The sequence below is a fragment of the Lacinutrix cladophorae genome, assembly GCF_053604645.1.
On record NZ_JBSHNR010000121.1, the window covers coordinates 124,267 to 146,105 of the forward strand.

Genomic DNA, 21,839 nt, shown 5'->3' on the forward strand with positions numbered 1-21,839 from the left:
TTTAGATACTTGCGATCGAAAAAATATCTAAGTGTTAGTTTTCATGTTTTGAATAGATTCTACCTTACTTTTAAGTGAAGAAATGGTTTTTTGGTCTTTTTTATGAAAAAATATAATACCAATAATTACAAGTAAACTTAGTAAAACGATCCAATTAAATCTGTTTTTAAATTGTTTAAGAATGGTATCTAATTCTTCGTTTTGAGTATTAGAATTCTTATTTATGGAATCGCTTATAGAGTTACGTTCGGATATTTTTATTTCTAATTGCACTTTTAAATATAAGTCGTAATATTTTTGATATTCTTCCCATTTATTTAAAGCTAAGTAGTTTTCAAAAAGGCCTTTATAGATTCCTAAATTTAAAACTAAATCGCCTACTTTTCGTGATTGATTTAAGGCTGTTTGTAATAACGTGATTGCTTCTTGATATTCTCCTTCTAATGTATAAACTTCTGCAAGTCCTTTTTGCGCAAAAGATATTAGGCTACTTGCATTTTCTAGTTTAGCAAAAGCAATAGATCTATTAAAACTATTTTTAGCATTTCCATATTCTGATAAAAGCGTATAGCAGTTGCCTTTATTATAATAAACAATGCTTAAATTAGCTCTATGGTTTGCATCTTTTAGATTTTCATATTCTCTAATCCCCTTATTGAAAAACTCTAAAGCAATATCACAGTTTAAATTATCTTTATAAATAAAACCTTTCACTATATAACTGTTAGCAAGGTATTTACTTACAGAATCTCGTTCTGGATAAATTAAGGATTGTTTTTCGGTTTTCTCTAAAAACTCAATAGATTTATCGAATATTTTAAGTTGTTGGTACAAAATTCCAGTCATAAAAAGAATTTCTATTTGTAATCTTTGATCTTTAATATCACTAGAAAGCTCTTCTGCTTTTTCGATATATTCTAATGCTTTTTGATAATCTCTTTTAGAGGTATATGCCAAAGAAACTAGCATTAAAGCTCGTGTTCTTGTTTTATCGGAATAGTTTAGATTATTAAAAACAGAAAGCCCTAATTCTATAGATTTATCTGGTGTTTCATAAACCCTATTTTTACTAGCTTTTAACAAACTATCTATTTGTTGCGTATTTTTTTCTTTAGCGTATGTTAAAGTAGATGTTTGTAGAAAAAACATCACAAAAACAAAACTATATATTGGTTTAAGTTTTATCATTTTGTTTTTTCTGTTTTAATTCTTCTCTTTCCTCTTTTATTAAATTAATAAAAGTAGCTGGCGACATACCAATAATTGATTTAAATACTGTTGCAAAACTACTGTGTGAAGAATATCCACTCTCTTCTGCTAAAAAGCTAATTTTATAATTTATATAACTTGGTTCTGTTTTTAGTTTATCGATTATATAGTTTAATCTTAGTTTATTAATAAATGTATTAAAATTATCATTGTAATGTTTATTAATAATTTCGGATAAGTATTTGGTGTTGGTTTCAAATTGACCAGCTAAAACTGCCAAAGACATTTCTTTATTTAAAAATTTTTGTGAATTTTCAAATCGTTTAAGTTTTGATAATATTGTATTTTCTGTTTCTTCAGGAATTACAATACGTTTTTTTCTTTTTCTTTTGGTTTGCTTTGGTTTGGAAAATTGATTTCTACTTACTTCTAAATACTTTATTATTTCTTTAAGTCGCTTTTTTCTTGCTAGGTTTTTTAATAGCATAAAAACACCTATAGATAGTATAAAAAGAAACCCAAAAAGCATTAAATTTCGATACTTATTATATTCTTCTTTTTTAGTAATTACTACTTTTTCTTGTTGTTTCGTTATTAAATTAAATACTGTATTAATAGACTTTTGCTCCATTAATTCCACTTTATTATTTAAAACTAAAAACTCATCATTATAAACCTTATACTTATTTTTCTGATTGGTAGCTAAATAATTAATTGCTAAATCTCTATTAATTTGCATTAATAAAACTGGATTATCAATAATTTCAGCAAATCTTAAAGCTATAAACAAGGTTTCTTCGCTTTGTTTAAAGTTTTTTTCTTGAAGATGTAACTCTCCTAACTCTCTATAAATAATTGTTTTTTCATTTAAATTATTTACTTCCATAGCGTTTAATAATACTAACGTATTATCCATATTTGTAGCGGCTATATCAAATTTAGATAGCTGACTAAAAGCCATTTCTTTTGCTAATGCTATTTTTATTTTTGCGTCTTTTTGCTCATTTAAAAAGTCTTTAAATTTAATACTAGTCGCTTCAATTGCACTTAGAGCTTCTTCATTTTGACGCCGGTTTAATTGCATATAGATGTTTTCCATTGCAACGCTATATTGTAAAGAATCTTTTGTTTTTTTATTGGTTATTGAAGAAACCAATGCTTCAGCTTTAAATAAATTTTCTTGAGATTGTTTGTCTAAATACAGCGTTCGTAACAGTTTAGACTTTAACAAATAAGCATCTACTTGAGTTATTACACCTATGTTTTGAGATTGATTTACCTCATTAAAAACAAATATTGCGGCTTTGTTATAATCTCCTTTTGTTAAATAACTTTTCCCAATAATCAAATTCGCAGCCGCTTTTATTTGTGATTCTGAGGAAATATTAAGTATATGTTCTGCTATTTTTATAGCTTCATCCGGGTTAGCATACACTACCTCATCGGCCTTAATTAATAAATTATTTTGTTGTGAATACGTGGATGTTACAAACAATAAAATTACACACCAAACAACCTTTAAAAAGCATTTATATAAGTATGTAAAACTTAGTTGCATAGTAACAATACTGGTTTTTCAATTAATTAATTATTATAAAAGCACATCTATTTTGTGTTGTTTTTAATACGTACTAATTAATAGTAGATAATTAAATTATGTGATATTAATAGTTTAGAAAGAAGTAAATATACTAAACTTTATAAAAGAATTGATTTTTGTTTTTAGAGGATTAACTATTAAATCTACACAAAAGCAACTTAGACATAAAAGAAAAGAAAGTAATACGAAGAAAACCAATGAATTAAAATAGCAGTTTTTAGCAACAAAAAAGCTTGAGTAACAATTAAGTTACTCAAGCTTAGAGTTGCTATTAATCCTTTTAAGATTTTAAAAAAATTATTTCTTAATAATCTTGAAAGTTTTTTGTACACTATTAATTGTAACTGTTACAAAGTAAACACCGTTGTTTAATTCATTCATACTAACTGAAGATTTTAAACTATTAGGAGCCATGGAATGAACTTGTTGTCCCACAATATTATATATACTAATATTTGAAATTGTGTTTTTTGCTTCTACAGTTAAAGTATTTCTAACTGGGTTAGGGTAATACTTAAATGCTTCAAAGCTATTATTATCTGCTACACTTAAAGAAGAGTCTGGATAAGCAAATAATGTAAATTCAGAACTTGATGAAGTTGTTGCAGAAATATGCACACTTATTAAATAAGTATCTCCAGCAAATAAATCTCCTGATTTATCTCCAGAGTTATAACAGCTAAACCCTGTTACATAGTTACCTGATGTACTTGTACAATCATCTGTATTATAAACAGTATAATATGCGCCAACTCTTGTAAAATCAAAATGATACATTCCAGTTAAAGTAGGAGTAAAGCTATACCATACTGCTTTGTAAGATGATGTACATGCTTCTGGTGAAGGGTAAGAATTATCTAAATTTCCTACAATGGAGTTATTACCTGCACTATCTGTTGATTCTAATAAAACGGTTGGGTTTGAACAATCATTATTTAATACTGCGTCTGGTAATTTAGTCACGTTAAGATCAAAAGTTAAACCAGGATTGATTTGACTTGACTGTACCATAACATAGTAACTTGTTCCATTTGTTAGAGAAAAAACTACATCAGAATTCGAGTTACAAGATGTAGTTTTTGCTGTTAAGCTACCACAAGACCCTTCATATATAGAATAATAAATTGTCCCTGTTTGTCCTGTAGGATTTTCTTCAATTGAAAACTCATATAATCCATCAACTGTTGGTGTTACTTCATACCAAACATCTCCAAAACCAGAAGCATTACAAGAATTATCTAAAGATGCTAAAGCACCTACAGTAGTTCCCGATACTGTTTCTGTAGTATTATCTACAACAGGAACAGTTATTGCACTTGCATCAAGACACTCATCGTTTGCTGGTGCAGCAGGAGCTTCTTTTAAACAAATATCATAATCTTGGGCATATTCACCATCAACTCTAGTATTGTTACGAATATAGTATGTATTTCCATTTATTAAACCAGTTAAAGTAACATAATTGGTTGTAAAACAATCCATACTAGTAAGTGCTCCACAAGTACCCTCAAGTAATTCTGTAGCTTGAATAGTTCCTCCTGTATTATATCCAGAAGTAGAAACTATATTTAAATATTCTAAAATCATCACTTCGGATGAAGCCATAAAGCTAAACCATACATCATTGGTATTATTGCTTGAAGATGCACATGTATCAGGATCTGCTATAGATTGCGTTGCACCTGCATTACTAGCACTAGTAAACATAGTACATGTACCATCTGTATTTATAGAACTTGTTAAATCTATTGGAGATCCACATTCATCATTTGTTGGAGGGCAATAAAAATATGTTGAATCCGAATAAGAACAAGTACCATCTTGGTCACTAGTTAATGTAAAATTAACAATTGTTCCACTTGGATAAGGACCAGCAGTAACTATTCCTGTTGAAGTAATATTAGTAACATCCATTGAAATTGCATCGTCATCCGTTAGTGTTAAGGAAGTAGCATCACCCAAATAAGTTACATCTACATCTACAGAAAACTGTCCATTACCACAATCTGCAATCGGAGTTAATGTTCCAATAGCAGGATTTATACATGAGTTTTGTTCAACAGTTAAAAAATAGTTGTACGTTCTAGTACTACCAGAATTACTTAGTACAATAAAATAAGTGTTTCCTGCTAAAAGTACTACATTTTCTAATCTTCTTTGTTCTGTTTGCGAATAAACTCCTACATACGCTACACACTCTGTAGCTGCATCTGGACAGCCATTTACTACATGTATACTTGCGCCATTATTATCTACGTTTAATAACTCGATATTAACAGACATATCTGTTGTTGGATTGATGGAATAAAACACATCATTACCACTCATATAATTATTACCACATGGGCTAACATCTATATTATCTTCAAAATTAGCAGTGTCATTTACATTAAAATATGGCGTTGTTGGGCTTAGTGAAGCTACATCTACTACTAATGGACTACCACATGTTGCTCCAGCAATTGGTGCTGTACGTGTCGTAAACATTTCTTCTGTACAACCGGTAGCACTACCGATTCCATTAAAAGGTACAATATTTACATAATATGGTGTGTTATAAGTCAGACCAAAACTTGATAAATCAAAATTAGTTGTTGCAGTTGTTGCTGCATTAACAATATCTGTACCTCCTGTTGAAGTACCAACAGAAACCGTGTAACCCGTTGGTATACCTGTAGCTGCTTGCCACATAAGTGTTGTTTCTAAATCTGCAGTAGTTGACCCATTTAATGGAGCTGTTAAAATAGCATCACAGTTAGGTATTGCAGTTGCTGTTTGCGTAAATGATACATTATCTAAAACTACCCATAAAGCAAAAGTTGAAATATTTGTTGCAGTAACAACAAAACGTGCTTGAAAATCACTTCCATTAGGAATTGTTCCAGCATTAATATTCGCAGTTGCACCACATGTAGCATTATCAGTGTAAGTAAAATTGCTATCATCAATAGTAGTGATAGCATTCCAAGTAGATCCATCGGTTGTATATTCTACCACTATAGAACCCCAATTTGCTGCTGGTGCACTATAAGTTGCTGGCGGAAATTGGCTATTCTGTTCAAATATGTTATACGAAAAACTAACTATTAGATCCGTTCCATTTGAAATAGCAGGAAAATTAGTAGTAGTAACTGTACCAGATCCTGCACTTGTAAATCCTCCACTAATACTCTTACCAGAGCTTCCACAAGCAAAAGTAGTGGCTGCATCGATACCTGTTGATGTCCATCCTGCTGGTACTGCATTATTTGCTAAATCATCAAAGTTTTCAATAATCTCTACTTGAGAAAAAGCAGTGATGCTAAATAACATTAATAAATAAATTGTAATTTTTTTCATCATAAATAAGATTTAAATTAATTAATCGGTTAGTTAACCCAAGTCTAAATGTATAAATAGAAAGACTATAAAAAAAGATTATGCTTTTTGTATTTACTGAAATTTGAAAGCTAAAAAAAAACTGTAAAATCCTGTTTTTTAACAACTTAACATGTTTTTGTGTTTTAAAAAAATCTATTTCTATCTGCTAGTAAAAATGAAGTAAAATATTCGTTTTAGATATTAAATTAGATAACTTTAACCAGCTAGTTATAGATATTTAAACAAATAATATTTTGTCTATTTTTATGAATTTCAAAAAGTAACACAACCAATTTCTTATATGTATATTATTATAAAATAGGATTTTGTAAATTAGCCAAAAACAAAACCAATTCATGGGATTACTAATATTTTACGGCGTTATTTCTATATTTTTCTCTTTTTTATGCTCTATACTTGAAGCCGTGCTTTTAAGTGTAACACCAACATTTATTAATGTTAAAAAGCAAGAAGGCAAAACATTTGCAGAAAATTTAGAAGAACTTAAAAAAGATGTAGACAGACCTTTAATTGCGATTCTAACTCTAAATACTATAGCACACACAGTTGGTGCCATTTTGGTAGGTAAAGAAGCAGAAGGGCTTTACGGAAGTGAAGGCGGTTATGGTGTATTTATAGTATCTGCGGTAATGACAATATTAATTTTAGTTGCTTCAGAAATTATACCAAAAACCATTGGTGCAACCTACTGGAAAAGTCTAGCAGGTTTTACCACTACTGCACTTAATATTTTAATTTTTCCTTTAAAATGGACGGGATTGCTTTGGCTAATGCAACTTACCACCAAACTAATTGGAGGTAAAGGCCATGGAAGTGTTTTAAGTCGAGAAGGCTTTTTAGTAATGGCAGATATGGCTCATGAAGAAGGTGTTTTTGAAGGCAACGAAAGTAAAATCATTAAAAACTTATTGACTTTTAAAGAAGTATTTGCAAAAAATGTAATGACTCCTAGAACCGTCATGAAATCGGAAAACGAAAAAACAACCGTTGAAGATTTCTTTAACAAAAACATGAATCTTCGTTTCTCTAGAATACCTGTATATTCCGATACTGAAGATAATATTAAAGGACTGGTTTTAAAAGACGAAATCTTTAAAGAAATGGCTTTAGGAAATGGAAGTAAAAAACTTTCCGAACTTAAAAGAGATATTATTATTGTAAATCGCGATTTGGCTATTCCAACTTTATTTGAAAAACTAGTAGAGACTAGAAACCATATGGCTTTAGTTGTAGATGAATATGGAAGCGTTAGCGGAATTGTAACGATGGAAGATGTTATAGAAACACTTCTTGGAATGGAAATTATGGACGAAAGTGATAACGTTAGTGATTTACAACATTTAGCAAGAAAAAGCTGGGAATCCCGTGCAAAAAAATTAGGGATTATAGACGAAAACACTCCAGAATAACCATGGAAGAATGCATCATCAAAACCCCATTAGGTTACACTAAAATAACTGGAGATAAAGATGGTATTGCATCCATAATAGTTTTAAATTCTGAAGAAAAAATTAGTGATATCCTTCCTCTAGAATTGGAAGATTGTGTTACACAACTTCAAGAATATTTTAAACGAGAGCGCAAACAATTCAATTTTAAAATAAATGCCCAAGGCACCGATTTTCAAAAAAGAGTTTGGCAAGAACTGCTTACCATCCCTTTTGGTAAAACGACATCCTACCTTAAATTATCTCAAAAGCTTGGAGATGTAAAAGCCATTCGAGCTGTAGCTAATGCTAATGGTAAAAATCCGTTATGGATTGTTGTACCATGCCATCGTGTTATTGGTAGTAACGGTAGTTTAACTGGTTATGCTGGAGGTTTACACAGAAAACAATGGCTACTAGAGCATGAAAGTCCTTACAAACAGGAAAGCCTATTTTAAAACAAATTTAATTTTTTTAATTAGAGAAAATATTCTATATTTATTAATTATATTACCTTATGAAATTTATAAAAAAACGAATCAAAGTACTTATTGCTCTTTTTGCTTTACTAATAGCTGTACTCTATATTACCGATACAGATTACCTAATAAAAGCTGTTCGTACTATTTACATGCAAGGCTACACGACAGCTTTTCTAGACGACTATAAAAAGTTTGATAACCAAAAGATAGAAAATGGCACACCACAACCTTGGCCAAATCATAAAAACTACAATTCTATAACAGAAACAGAAGCCTTACAAAAAGCAAACAAAGATTGGGGAACAATAGCATATGTAATTATTAAAAACGATAGTGTTTGGTTTGAAAACTATTATGATGGTTACAACAAAGACTCAAAAACAAACTCTTTTTCAATGGCCAAAAGTTATGTGTCTGGTCTTATGGGGAAAGCAATTATGGGCGGTTATATTAAAAGTTTAGAGCAACCTGTTTGCGACTTCTTACCTGCATTTTGTGATGGAGAAGCAGCAAAAATGACTGTTGGTGACTTAAGTAGCATGGCATCTGGAACCAATTGGGATGAAGCCTATTACTCGCCTTTATCTATTACCACTCGTGCTTATTTTGATGATGATTTAGCAAAGGTTATGAACGGATTAAAAGTAGTTACTGAACCAGGAAAAGCTTTTAAATATGCAAGTGGTGACACGCAAATGCTAGCTATGGTTATAGAAAAAGCAACAGGTAAAAAACTATATAATTACCTTACCGAAAGCTTCTGGAAACCATTAGGTAGTGAAAACGAAACACTTTGGCAAGTAGACAGTGAAGCACATGACTTAGTAAAAGCATACTGTTGTATTGCTAGTAATGCAAAGGATTTTGCTCGTTTTGGAAAACTATATAAAGACCATGGAAAATGGAATGGAAAACAAGTATTAGATTCCGCTTTTGTAGCCAAATCTTTAAAACCTCGTTTCCCTGAAAGTCCAGAATACGGCTATGGCTTATGGTTAAAAAACCAAAAAGGTAAAGACTTTTTCATGATGCGTGGACATCTAGGACAATACGTAATTGTACAACCAGAAGATAATATAATTATTGTGCGATTAGGACATCAAAAATCTCCTGACGCAGGAGTTGGTGTATTTACAGATGATATTTCATTATATATTGAAGAAGCTTATAAGATGATGAATAACTAAATAGCTTTCGCTTTCGCGGAAAAGAATATGATTAGCAAACTGAACTTGGAGGACATATTGTTTTTAGATATAGAAACGGTTCCGGAAACGGAAAAGTTTTCAGATCTTGATACAACCAAACAAGAACTTTGGGAGGCAAAATCACGTTACCAAAGAAAAGAAGCATTTACTGCTGAAGCATTTTATGATCGTGCAGGAATTTGGGCAGAGTTTGGTAAAATAATATGTATTTCGGTTGGTTATTTTGCTATTCAAAACGATACCAGAACTTTTAGAGTTACTTCTTTTTATGGCGAAGAGCCCAAACTTTTAAAAGATTTTAAAAACCTATTACTTTCCCATTTCAATCAAACCAAACATTTGCTTTGTGCACATAATGGTAAAGAATTTGACTTTCCGTATATAGCAAGACGTATGATTATTCATAATATTGAATTGCCATATAAATTGAATTTGTTTGGGAAAAAACCTTGGGAAGTACCGCATCTTGACACTTTAGAGCTATGGAAATTTGGTGACTATAAAAATTACACTTCTTTAAAATTACTTACCAATGTTTTAGGAATACCATCACCAAAAGATGATATAGATGGCAGCGAAGTATACAAAGTATATTATCAAGAAAAAGAAATAGACCGAATTATTGTTTATTGTGAAAAGGATACTATTGCTGTAGCACAAATATTTTTAAGGCTTCGAGGTGATGATTTACTTCATGATAACGAGATTATTCATATTTAGTATCGCAAAAAGGATGGAGGCTTTGTTGGAGCTCCTCGCAGAGAGCGACTGCCGAGAGCCTGTTTTTTTTCTTCAAAAAAATTTGCCATAAAACAAAACAACATTTTCTTAAAAGAATAAAAAAAGCCCAGAGTTTTCACTCTGGGCTTGACAATAAATCAAAGTTTAGTATTATAAAAATTTATTGCTTAATAAATTTACGTGTTTCTAAAGTATCGTTTACATTAAATTGAATCAAGTAGATTCCAGACTCTAAATTACTAACATTTACGCCATTAGTAGATATGCCTTTTGCTACTTGTTGTCCTAACATATTAACAACAGTAAATGGTAGGTTTTCTATAGTAGACTTTACATATAACATGTTTCCTTTTACAGGGTTAGGGTAAATGGATATTTCATAACCTAAGTGTGCTACAAACCCTTGAGCTTCTGTTCTTGCAGTTCCACACGCTCCTAAGTTTGTCCAACCAGAGTTTGTTCTTTCATATAAAGTTCCAAAATAGGTAACTTGATCTCCTACAGCGTAAGATTGTCCTGAAACATACTCGGAAACACCATCACACTTATCTGTAGAGGTTGCTCCGTTTGCAAGTGAAATAGCATCTACAGCCATATCACCTTGCCAAGTAGTACCAGTTGTACCATCTAAACGTAACTGCACAGAACTTCCTGCATATGAAGATAAATTGATACTAGCATCTTGCCAAGAATTACCTTGGTTTCCTGATCTGGACCAAAGTGTAGACCAAGAAGATCCGTTATCTGTACTAATAGCTACACTTAAACTTCCCATAGATGAAGATCCATACATATGATATTCAAAACTTAATGTTGCATCATTTTGACCTGTTAAATCGAAACAAGGAGAAACTAAAATAGCTCTTTTAGTAGAATAGTTAGGCGAAGAAGACTCCATATAAATATATTGAGATCCTGCTGCTGCACTAGAAGGCCCTGTATTACTTGAAGGTGTAGAACCAGAGCGCGTTGCCCAGTTAAAGTCATCGCCACTACCTTGTGTCCAAGCTCCAAATCCAGACTCAAAACCTTCACTATAAGGGAAAGAAGAAATAGCACCAGAGCATCCTGAAGTACTTGTAGGGCTTACCACTATCGTTCTAGATACTGGATCTGCAGCATTACCAGCAGCATCACTAACGTTGTACGTTCTTGTGTATGTACCTGCAGAACTAGTATTTACGGTACCAGAAATAACAATACTAGAAGTTAAGTTACCATCAATATTATCTGTAGCTGTTGCTCCTTGTTCTGTATACGTATCACCAACTGTTAAGTTAATCGTTGCACTACCTGTTAAAGTAATCACTGGTTTTTCAGTATCTGCTACCACGCCACCTAAACAGAAGTTCGTAGTATCTGAGCTAGTAAACGAGCCACCAGAAGCTAAAGCAGTAGAACCATTTGTTACGCTATAAGAACCATTACCATAAGAACAGCAAATACCATCTCCATAAGCATCTGTAATTACAAAATCATAACAACCATCAGGCAAGCAATAACTTTCATTAACTGTAGATCCATCTGCATTTGCAGAAGAATATGATCCAGAAGCAACAGTTGTACCACTTGCGTTAGTAAGTGTCCAAGCCGTTTCTTCAGGGTAGTTATCAAATGTTATTGAAATATTTACCTCATTATCATTACATGCCGTTTGACATGGCGTACAAGAAGAACCACCACAATCTACACCAGTTTCGTCTCCATTTTGAATACCATCAGTACACGTTGGTGTTGTTCCGCCTCCTCCATCACATTTCGTGGATGCTCCAAGAGAAGCTCTACTTCCTCCAGATAGTAAAACGGTACGCATTCTAGATTTTTGTCCTTGGGTAAATAAATTCATACAAGAGTCATCACTATAATCCATATAGTTTTCAACCATATCTGTAGAACTACAAGATACATGACCTGTAGCACAACCATAATTTGCCGCATCAGATGTTGGCGTATCACTTACAAAATCATCTACAGAACAACCACCATCACCCCAAATATGGCGAAGGTTTAAAAAGTGTCCTACCTCATGTGTTGTTGTTCTACCTTTATCAAAAGGAGCCGATAAGTAAAACCCTGAACCTAAATCTGAAGACCCAAAATAATTTGGTCCCATTACAACACCGTCTGTTGCAGCACTTCCTCCTGGAAATTGCGCATAACCAAGAAGACTACTACCAATATTACAAACCCACATATTTAGGTATTGAGAGGTGTCCCATGGATCTACTCCACCTTGTGAAGATTTCTTCATAGCATCATTGGTTCCCCAAGCTGTAGTTGAAGAAGATTTTCTAGTAATACCATTGGTTGCATTTCCATTTGGATCTGTTGCAGCCATACAAAATTCAATTTGTGTATCTGCTGCTTGTGACCAAGTATTGTTTGCATCCGAGTTTAATCTTCTAAAATCATCATTTAACACTTGTATTTGCGACAGAATTTGAGCGTCACTAATGTTTTCATTGGAGTTACTATAAATAACATGAACCACTACCGGAATAGTAATTATATCACCAACTATTCTATTCGTTTGCATTTGAGCAATTGCATTTTGGGTATACGATTCAATTTCTTGCATCCTTTGTTCCAAACCTGGATCTTGCTGCATCCTATATTCTAAGTTTTCCATAGAGGAACAATTTCGCTCTTGAGCAAAAACGGAAAACACCATTAAGAAACATAATATTGTAATTGTTTTTTTCATGTTATTATATAATTTTAGTTAATATTTTGATGAATTTATAATTTATTAACTAAAATTATAATAAATTTTTGTTTTTTCGACAAAATGCATCTTTTAATAAAAAAACAGGTTGATTTTTACGGTTTTTCCATAATTTTTAAGCCTAAAAAAGCTATTTTTAAAGATGTTAAAAAGCAAAATATTATCTATTAAAAACCTATCTATTTCTTTCTTTAACAAAAAGGAAGAAAAAGAAATTATTCACAACATTTCTTATCACTTAAATGAAAATGAAATACTAGGCATTGTTGGAGAATCTGGATCTGGAAAATCTGTTTCTACATTGGCTATATTAGGTTTATTACCGAAAAACATATCGAAAATTACTAGCGGAAGTATTTTATATAAAGACATAGATTTAACAAAATTGAGCGCTAAGAAATCACAGCGGTTACGAGGGAAAAAAATATCTATTATTTTTCAGGAACCTATGAGTTCTTTAAACCCTTCGATGACTTGCGGAAAACAGGTTTTAGAAATTATCTTGCAACATACCGAGCTTAATAAAACGGAAGCAAAAACAAAGGTATTATCTTTATTTGAACAAGTAAAACTTCCTATTCCAGAAACAACGTACCAAAAATATCCTCATGAAATATCTGGCGGACAGATGCAACGTGTAATGATTGCTATGGCAATTGCTTGCGAACCGGAGATTTTAATAGCAGACGAACCTACAACCGCTTTAGATGTAACAGTACAAAAAGATATTATTCTACTTTTAAAAGAGTTGCAAGCTAAAACCAAGATGAGTATTATTTTTATAACACATGATTTGTCATTAATATCTGAAATTGCACATCGCGTTTTAGTAATGTATCAAGGAAATATTGTTGAACAAGGTAGTATAGATAAAATTTTTAAAAATCCAGACGATACTTATACCAAAGCACTAATTAACTCAAGACCATCATTACATACAAGGTTTAAAACACTAGCTACTATTAAAGATTATCTAAATGGTACTATTTCTTCAGAAATTATAACCAGTGAAGACAGAAAAAAGCAACACGAATTAATATACAGTAAAGCACCATTATTAGAAGTAATTAATCTAGAAAAAGAATACTTTAGTTCTTCAGGTTGGTTAAATAAACCTGAAGGATTTAAAGCGGTAAATAATGTTAGTTTTAAATTATACGAAGGAGAAACCCTGGGATTAGTTGGAGAATCTGGTTGTGGTAAATCTACACTTGGTAAAGCCATTTTGCAATTAGATAAAGCTACAGCTGGAAGTATTTTATATAAAGGTGTCGATATTACTAAAATATCTACTCAAGAAATGCGAGTGCTTAGAAAAGATATTCAAATTATTTTTCAAGACCCTTATGCATCATTAAATCCAAGATTAACCGTTGGGAATGCTATTTTAGAACCAATGCGAGTACACAATCTCTTTCATTCGGATGCAGAAAGAAAAGAAAAAGTTTTAGAAATATTAAATAGAGTTGGTTTAGATGCAGCATCTTTTAATAGATATCCTCATGCTTTTTCTGGAGGACAAAGGCAACGAATAGGTATTGCAAGGACTATTGCATTACAGCCAAAATTAATTATTTGTGATGAATCTGTTTCTGCTTTAGATATTTCGGTACAAGCACAAGTATTAAATCTGTTAAATGAGTTAAAAAAAGACTTTGGCTTTACTTATATATTCATTTCACACGATTTGGCTGTTGTAAAATATATGGCAGATCAATTATTAGTAATGAATGCTGGCAAAATTGAAGAATTAGATGATGCAGATGTTATCTATAATAATCCTAAAAAAGAATATACAAAAAAGTTAATTCATGCTATACCAAAAGGATTATAGCATGAATACTTTTTTTGTTAAATATAATAAACTTGCTATAAATTTGAATGTACTCCTTACTTTTTTAAAAAGTTTTAAAAAAAATAAATCGGTATTCATAATTCATAATTTAAGGTTAAGTCTATGGTAGACTTGGGTTATTATATTTGGTACATTTGGGGATTACAAATATGAAACATATATTCAGAATAATCAGTTTAAAAGCATAATTATTCGATGAAATACATTAAATTTTAACGTTTGAACACCTTTCGTAGTCCTTTACGCTTCTTTTTAGTACTTAGAACATCTTCTGTAGGATAATAATTTCTACCATAATTAGAGCGTTTATCTTCCCCTAATCTTTTTGCAACTTGGTTAGTCATTTTAATAACAAACACTTCTTCTGCATTTGGAAAAGACAAATCATTACCATCATGATCTATTTTTTCACCTCTAGAAGAATGGTCTTTTTTTCGAGCCAAGTAATCTTCTGTTTCATAAAGTTCGTTATAACAATGAATAAGTTCATGACTAAGCAAGGCTAAAGGAGAATTGTAGCCTTTGTTTCTTCTAAACCATTTCTTTTTATGATTTTTTCTAAACACAGCTCCATGTGTATCATAAAACATAATGGCGTTCAATTTATGATTATATGCGTTTCTATTTCCTGGAACTATAAAAATATTATTAGTAGTATCTGCGACTAAAACATCTATAATATCAACACGCTTTAGTGTATCATCATCTTTAAATGTAATAGTGAGCGTACTATTTTTCACTAAATAATCTAATGCAATGGTAGTATTTCTAACAAAACGATCTGGTATTGTTTTAGAATCTCGTTCTTCTTTATATTTATAGGTATAGAACTTTCCTTCTAAAGATTTTATTTTCATCTTAAAACTATGAATTAAATATCCATTTCTGGTATTTCACCTTCTATAATTAAATTCCCTTCTGTAGCATTTTTAATATCCTCTACAGAAACTCCAGGTGCTCTTTCTAATAATTTAAAACCATCTTTAGTGACTTCTAAAACAGCAAGGTTGGTTACAATTTTCTTGACACATCCAACTCCTGTTAATGGTAAACTACACTTTTTAAGCAGCTTAGATGCTCCTGCTCTATTGGTATGCATCATGGCAACAATAATATTTTCTGCACTTGCTACTAGATCCATTGCTCCTCCCATTCCTTTCACCATTTTACCAGGAATTTTCCAATTGGCAATATCGCCATTTGCAGCAACCTCCATAGCACCAAGAATAGTAAGATCTACATGTTTACCTCTAATCATAGAAAAGCTCATTGCAGAGTCAAAAAAACTAGCTCCAGGAAGCGTTGTAATAGTTTGCTTTCCAGCATTAATTATATCTGCATCTTCTTCTCCTTCAAAAGGAAATGGCCCCATTCCTAGCACACCATTTTCACTTTGAAATTCTACTTCTATATCTTCTCTAACGTAATTTGCTACTAAAGTAGGTATACCAATACCAAGGTTTACGTAGTAACCATCTTGTACTTCTTTTGCAATTCGTTTTGCTATTCCGTTTTTATCTAACATAATTTTAACCTCTTTGTCTTACTGTACGTTGTTCTATTCTTTTTTCATATTTGGCACCTTGAAAAATGCGTTGCACAAATATTCCCGGAATATGAATTTGATTAGGATCTAAAGTCCCTACAGGAACCAATTCTTCTACCTCAGCAACGGTGATTTTGGCTGCGCCACACATATTTGGATTGAAATTTCTAGCCGTTCCTTTAAAAATAAGATTTCCTGCTGCATCGCCTTTCCAAGCTTTAACAAAAGCAAAATCTGCTTTAAAAGCATGTTCTAGCACATACATTTTACCATCAAATTCTCTGGTTTCTTTTCCTTCGGCTACTTCTGTACCATATCCTGCTGGTGTATAAATTGCAGGAAAACCAGCTTGTGCAGCTCGACAACGTTCTGCTAAAGTACCTTGTGGTATAAGCTCTACATCTAATTCACCCGAAAGCATTTGACGTTCAAATTCTGCATTTTCACCAACATACGAAGAAACCATTTTTTTGATTTGCTTTTGATGTAATAATAAACCCAAACCAAAGTCATCTACTCCTGCATTATTAGAAATACAGGTGAGTCCTTTTATATTCAATTTCACTAATTCTGCTATTGCATTTTCGGCAATACCAGAAAGCCCGAATCCACCTAACATGAAAGTCATATTGTCTTTCACACCTTGCAATGCTTCTTGTACAGAAGCTACTTTTTTATTAATCATTTTTACGTCATTTTTCTGAACTAAAAATACAAAATAAAAAAACCATTCTAAAAAGAATGGCTTTGAATTTATGTGTGACTATTAAAGCGTTTGATTATTACTCCTTGTTGTTACTAATTATTTGATTTAATCTATTAATTCTTTCTTCTTTGCTTTCATTATATGTTGAAGCATAAAGAACTTCTCCTTTGTTATTTATTAAAATATTTAAAGTGAGTCCTAATTTACTATGATTAGATACAAAGGATTCTACAAACTCATAGTACTTCTTTTTAGAGTTTTTAGATTTCCCTGATGTTATACAATACAAAGACAGTTCGATGAGGGGGAAATAAGCAGAGAAGCTCACCGAATTTTAATAGAAAACATTCTATAAAATAATAATATTAGAAGTGAACCCTTCATTAATAGGACCTCAACAGAAAAAATAGGATATATAAATACCTGTTTTTTTCATATCGATTTTTTAATTAAAAAAGCCATTCTTTTCTGAATGGCTTTGAAATCATGTGAGACTCTTAGACTATCCTCAGAATGACAAGAAAACAAACAACTCCTTTCCTGATTTTAAGGAAGGAGTTGTTTGTTTTAAAATTTCACGAATACATTATGAGAATCCTGCCTTCGCAGGAATTTAATTTATTAGAAGTCCAATTCTTCAGGTACATCTTCATCTGGAGTATCAGAATCGGAACCTTGCTCTTGTTTGTAATTATCACAATCCACCTCAATAGATAAATTTGCTGGTTTTGTAAATTCGCTTTTAGAAATACCCAGTTCTTCATTTTCATAACAACTATTCATATACATTCCCCAAATTGGTAATGCCATAGCTGCTCCTTGCCCATAAGTTATCGATGCAAAATGTGCTGCTCTATCTTCTGCACCAACCCATACTCCTGTTACAAGATTTGGAACCATACCCATAAACCAACCATCACTTTGATTTTGTGTGGTTCCTGTTTTTCCAGCTATAGGGTTTGTAAACTCGTAAGGATAGCCTGTTATAACTTCTCTATAATCTGCACGCCATTTATCTCTACCTTTACCTCTTAATCTTCCTCCAGATCCATATTGGGTTACACCTTCCATAAGGTTTACAGTAACATAAGCTGCTTCTTCACTTAAAACATCTCTAGACTCTGGTGTAAATTGATATAATATGGTTCCGTTTTTATCTTCAATATGTGTTACCATTACTGGTTTAGTATACACTCCCTGGTTTGCAAATGCAGAATACGCACCAACCATTTCATAAACACTAACATCTGGTGTACCTAGAGCAATAGAAGGAACTGCAAGAATTTCAGATTCTATTCCTAATTTTTTTGCTAAGTCTACAACAGGTTGCGGGCCAACTTTATCCATTAAACGTGCAGTAATTGTATTTATAGAATTTGCTAATGCATTTTTTAAAGTTCGCGTTCCTCCGTATTCATTATTATCGTTTCCTGGTGTCCAAGATTCTGGGTTTCCATACTTGTTCGCTTCGATAGTAATTTGCGTATTTGGTAACTCATCGCATGGCGAAAGATGTAATTGATCTATAGCTGTTGCATATACAAAAGGTTTAAATGTAGAACCTACTTGACGCTTCCCTTGATTTACATGATCATACTGAAAATGCTTATAACTAATACCTCCAACCCAAGCTTTTACATGTCCAGTTTGTGGATTCATAGACATCATTCCTGTATGTAAGAATGATTTATAATAGCGCATAGAATCAATAGGCTTCATAATAGTATCTACTTCTGAAACCTGACCATCTTTCCATTGAAAAACAGTCATTTTTCTTGGCTTGTAAAAAGATTCTCTTATTTCTTTTTCTGATTTACCTGCTTTTTTTAATATTCTCCAACGCTCACCTCTACTCATTGCTCGTTGCATTAATGAATCTATTCCTCCTTTTGTAAGATCTAGAAATGGAGCAGTTGGGTTTCTTTTTGGTGTATTTTGATGAAAAAACTCTGCTTGCAATCTTGGCATGTGTCTATTTACAGCTTCTTCTGCATACAATTGCATTCTAGAATCAATGGTAGTATACACTTTTAGTCCATCACTATTAATATTGTATTTTGTGCCATCTGGTTTTCTATTTGCTTTATCTTTGGTCCAATCCTTCATAAAAGCACGAAGGTATTCTCTAAAATAAGTTGCTGTACCTTCACGATGTGATTCTGGTGAATAGCGCAAACCTAATTCTAATTTTTGAAGGGAATCTTTGACTGTTTCGTCTATATAACCATATTTTTCCATCTGTGCTAAAACAACATTACGTCTATTTTTTACACCTATTGGATTTCGTTCTGGTCTTGGATTGTATAAAGAGGAGTTCTTAAACATACCAACCAGCATAGCAGATTCTTTTATATCTAATTCCATTGGTTCTTTACCAAAGTAAATTCTAGAAGCAGAACGAATACCATCGCCATTGTTACCAAAATCATAGATATTAAAGTATTGCGCAATAATCTCTTCTTTGGTATACTGTCTTTCTAGCTTGGTAGCGATAATCCACTCTTTTGCTTTTTGTGCTATTCTTCCGAAAGTGTTTTTAGAACCTTCACCATGAAATAATTGTTTTGCTAATTGTTGCGAAATGGTACTCGCTCCTCCTCCTCTTCCAAGTTTAACAACAGCCCTTAATGTACCTCTTGCATCTACTCCTGAGTGTTCATGAAAACGAGCATCTTCGGTTGCGACTAAAGCATCTACTAAATGTTGAGGCAATTCATCATAACTCACTGGAGTTCTATTATCATTAAAATAAAATTTCCCAAGTGTTTTACCATCTGAAGAAATAATTTCTGTAGCTAAATTAGTTTTAGGATTTTCTAAAATAGTATGATCTGGAAGTGCTCCAAAAACTCCCCAAGATGCTAACAAAAACAATAAGATTAATGCTAAGAAACCACCTAAAAAAAGTTTCCAAAATAAACGTACGTATTTGGAAAAATCTTGTGTTTCTGTTTGTTTTTTTGCTTGCTTTTTTGCCATATTAAATTTACTTCGATACTGTTTTGTTTCAATTAGATTGGCTCTGCATGAACAAAATCACTTGCCGTGACGTTAATTATTATTTATATTTTCTACTCTAAATCCAACATCGGTAATACCTTCTAGATCGTTAACACCATTTACTTCTCCGTTTTCTCGCATGGCATGTTGTATATTGATTTGGTATTCACCTATTTCATTAAAAATAAAACCCTCTTTGTACCACAATTTATTTTCTTTAATACTAGAAAAACCCGTGCCTAAAAATGTACCATTAGGTTTTGCCATTTTGTATTCTAGTGTGTCTTTCACCGTTTTTCCATGTGGAAAATTCATTGCTACTATTAAATATAAATTGCTGTATTTATATTCTTGATTGTTTCTCAAGTTTACAAACAAATTATACTTATTTATCGTGTCTGGAGCTTGAACTTTAAATTGTATAACATCTTTTTTATTCCAATTATTTGGTACGTTTTGGTATTGATCAAAAACACCATTGGCATCACAAGACACAAAAAAGAAAGAAAGAAAAAAAAGCAATAGAGAAATACTATTTCGCATTGTTTTTGTTGTTTTGAGGTTTTCTTCGTCTTTTATTGTTGTTATTTTTACTGTTTGGGTTATTATTTTTGTTTGTATTTTTAGGTGTATTATTACTCTTGTTGTTTCTGTTTCTACTGTTTCTATTATTTTTACGTTTTTTATTGCCTTTTGGACTATCAAAACGTGTTAAACTATCTTGACCTACAACGTTTTCAAACTCTGTTTTAGTATCTTCTATTAGTTCTGTAGCGTATTCCTCAAGACTTACAACTTTTTGTTTTTTCTTATTTAATGCTATTATTTCATTGGCTTGATCTTTTGTAATCTTGTGCCAATTCATCCATTCGCCTTCATAAGCATACCATAAATGGCCTTGAAAAATATCTGTTTTTTGGCAAACTGCAGTACCTTTTTGGGTGTATAATTTTATTTCAGGCTTAGGAATACTTTTTAAAGCATCTAAATAGCTATCTAATTCATAGTTTAAACAACATTTTAGTTTACCACATTGTCCGGCTAATTTTTGCGGATTTAAAGATAATTGCTGGTAACGTGCTGCAGATGTGCTTACCGAACGAAAATCTGTTAACCATGTAGAACAACATAACTCACGACCACAAGAACCAATACCTCCAAGTCTTGCTGCTTCTTGCCTAAAGCCAACTTGTTTCATTTCTATTCTGGTTCTAAACTCTCTTGCAAAAAGTTTAATAAGTTCTCTAAAATCTACACGTTCTTCTGCTGTGTAATAAAAAGTAGCTTTACTTGCATCGCCTTGAAATTCGATATCGGAAATCTTCATTTTCAATTTTAAGTCGATAGCAAACTGACGAGCTTTCACCTTCATTGCCTCTTCTCTATCTCGAGCTTCCGACCAAATATCGATATCTTTTTGTGATGCTTTTCTATATATTTTTTGAAGGACTTCAGGCTTTTCTGAAACTTTTTTACGTTTCATTTGAACTCTTACCAATTCCCCAGAAAGAGTTACCATACCAATATCGTGACCAGATTGCGCTTGTGTTGCAACAACGTCTCCAATTGCTAATGTTAAGTTTTCGGTGTTTTTGTAATATTCTTTTCTTCCGTTTTTAAAACGAACCTCAACCCAATCGAAAGGTTTTTCTCCGTTTGGAAGTGACATATTTGCTAACCAATCGAAAACAGTGAGTTTATTACAACTATCTGTTCCACATGTTCCGTTACTTTTGCAGCCTTTTGGCTGCCCATCTTTTCCTGTTGAACAAGTTCCACAAGCCATAAAGTGTATATATTGTTTCTAAAAAAGTACATCTTTTTTAGAAGAAGATTAATAAAAAAATATTTTCTTTTTTATTGATTTCTAATCACATAGAAATTACAATCCAAAGCATAACTTTGGATTGTAAAGATAATATTATTTATTAAGTTAAAAAGCTAGTAGTTTTATAAAAC

At 31.9% G+C, this 21,839-nt stretch carries 16 protein-coding genes; 5 read left to right on the top strand and 11 right to left on the bottom strand.

Annotated features, from left to right (window positions below; all coding sequences use genetic code 11):
* Positions 1 to 27: 27 nt before the first annotated feature.
* The 3 genes from ACVC3Y_RS13575 to ACVC3Y_RS13585 form a co-directional block, all read right to left on the bottom strand.
* Positions 28 to 1,188, bottom strand: coding sequence for a tetratricopeptide repeat protein (locus ACVC3Y_RS13575; protein WP_452227187.1), 1,161 nt, complete (start codon positions 1,186 to 1,188; stop codon positions 28 to 30).
* Positions 1,175 to 2,704, bottom strand: a complete 1,530-nt coding sequence (locus tag ACVC3Y_RS13580) for a helix-turn-helix domain-containing protein (protein WP_452227188.1) — start codon at positions 2,702 to 2,704, stop codon at positions 1,175 to 1,177. The genes ACVC3Y_RS13575 and ACVC3Y_RS13580 overlap by 14 nt, the downstream gene beginning before the upstream one ends.
* Positions 2,705 to 3,106: 402 nt before the next feature.
* A complete protein-coding gene (locus ACVC3Y_RS13585) occupies positions 3,107 to 6,148 on the bottom strand; it encodes a T9SS type A sorting domain-containing protein (RefSeq protein ID WP_452227189.1) in 3,042 nt (1,013 codons plus the stop codon).
* Positions 6,149 to 6,525: 377 nt separating this feature from the next.
* On the opposite strand from ACVC3Y_RS13585, the gene ACVC3Y_RS13590 reads away from it, so the two are divergent.
* The 4 genes from ACVC3Y_RS13590 to ACVC3Y_RS13605 are packed head-to-tail and all read left to right on the top strand — an operon-like array spanning position 6,526 to position 10,027.
* Positions 6,526 to 7,599 (top strand): CNNM domain-containing protein, encoded by a 1,074-nt coding sequence (locus tag ACVC3Y_RS13590; protein WP_303421620.1) that lies wholly within the window; start codon positions 6,526 to 6,528, stop codon positions 7,597 to 7,599.
* 2 nt (positions 7,600 to 7,601) lie between these two features.
* Positions 7,602 to 8,075, top strand: coding sequence for a methylated-DNA--[protein]-cysteine S-methyltransferase (locus ACVC3Y_RS13595; protein ID WP_303421618.1), 474 nt, complete (start codon positions 7,602 to 7,604; stop codon positions 8,073 to 8,075).
* Positions 8,076 to 8,134: 59 nt separating this feature from the next.
* Positions 8,135 to 9,286: a serine hydrolase domain-containing protein gene (locus ACVC3Y_RS13600; RefSeq protein ID WP_452227190.1), complete on the top strand. Its 1,152-nt coding sequence runs from the start codon at positions 8,135 to 8,137 to the stop codon at positions 9,284 to 9,286.
* A gap of 27 nt (positions 9,287 to 9,313) precedes the next feature.
* Entirely contained in the window at positions 9,314 to 10,027 is a 714-nt protein-coding gene (locus ACVC3Y_RS13605; RefSeq protein ID WP_303421614.1) for a 3'-5' exonuclease, read from the top strand.
* 181 nt (positions 10,028 to 10,208) lie between these two features.
* Here ACVC3Y_RS13605 and ACVC3Y_RS13610 read toward each other — a convergent pair whose 3' ends face one another.
* On the bottom strand, positions 10,209 to 12,752 hold the full coding sequence (locus tag ACVC3Y_RS13610) for an immunoglobulin-like domain-containing protein (protein WP_452227191.1): 2,544 nt from the start codon (positions 12,750 to 12,752) through the stop codon (positions 10,209 to 10,211).
* Between the two features lie 163 nt (positions 12,753 to 12,915).
* Here ACVC3Y_RS13610 and ACVC3Y_RS13615 point away from each other — a divergent pair, with 163 nt between their 5' ends.
* A complete protein-coding gene (locus ACVC3Y_RS13615; RefSeq protein WP_303421611.1) occupies positions 12,916 to 14,607 on the top strand; it encodes an ABC transporter ATP-binding protein in 1,692 nt (563 codons plus the stop codon).
* Positions 14,608 to 14,840: 233 nt separating this feature from the next.
* On the opposite strand, the gene ACVC3Y_RS13620 is transcribed toward ACVC3Y_RS13615, so the two are convergent.
* The 7 genes from ACVC3Y_RS13620 to ACVC3Y_RS13650 all read right to left on the bottom strand — a co-directional run bounded on the left by ACVC3Y_RS13620 (position 14,841) and on the right by ACVC3Y_RS13650 (position 21,666).
* A complete protein-coding gene (locus ACVC3Y_RS13620; protein WP_303421609.1) occupies positions 14,841 to 15,485 on the bottom strand; it encodes a hypothetical protein in 645 nt (214 codons plus the stop codon).
* Between the two features lie 14 nt (positions 15,486 to 15,499).
* Positions 15,500 to 16,153 (bottom strand): CoA transferase subunit B, encoded by a 654-nt coding sequence (locus tag ACVC3Y_RS13625; protein ID WP_303421608.1) that lies wholly within the window; start codon positions 16,151 to 16,153, stop codon positions 15,500 to 15,502.
* Between the two features lie 4 nt (positions 16,154 to 16,157).
* Complete coding sequence (locus ACVC3Y_RS13630; protein WP_303421607.1) at positions 16,158 to 16,859, bottom strand: CoA transferase subunit A; 702 nt, start codon at positions 16,857 to 16,859, stop codon at positions 16,158 to 16,160.
* A 97-nt stretch (positions 16,860 to 16,956) separates the two neighbouring features.
* Positions 16,957 to 17,169, bottom strand: a complete 213-nt coding sequence (locus tag ACVC3Y_RS13635) for a hypothetical protein (protein WP_303421605.1) — start codon at positions 17,167 to 17,169, stop codon at positions 16,957 to 16,959.
* A 332-nt stretch (positions 17,170 to 17,501) separates the two neighbouring features.
* Complete coding sequence (locus tag ACVC3Y_RS13640; protein WP_303421603.1) at positions 17,502 to 19,859, bottom strand: penicillin-binding protein 1A; 2,358 nt, start codon at positions 19,857 to 19,859, stop codon at positions 17,502 to 17,504.
* A gap of 72 nt (positions 19,860 to 19,931) precedes the next feature.
* On the bottom strand, positions 19,932 to 20,423 hold the full coding sequence (locus tag ACVC3Y_RS13645) for a gliding motility lipoprotein GldH (protein WP_303421601.1): 492 nt from the start codon (positions 20,421 to 20,423) through the stop codon (positions 19,932 to 19,934).
* Positions 20,413 to 21,666: a PSP1 domain-containing protein gene (locus ACVC3Y_RS13650; RefSeq protein WP_303421599.1), complete on the bottom strand. Its 1,254-nt coding sequence runs from the start codon at positions 21,664 to 21,666 to the stop codon at positions 20,413 to 20,415. The genes ACVC3Y_RS13645 and ACVC3Y_RS13650 overlap by 11 nt, the downstream gene beginning before the upstream one ends.
* Positions 21,667 to 21,839 lie beyond the last annotated feature (173 nt).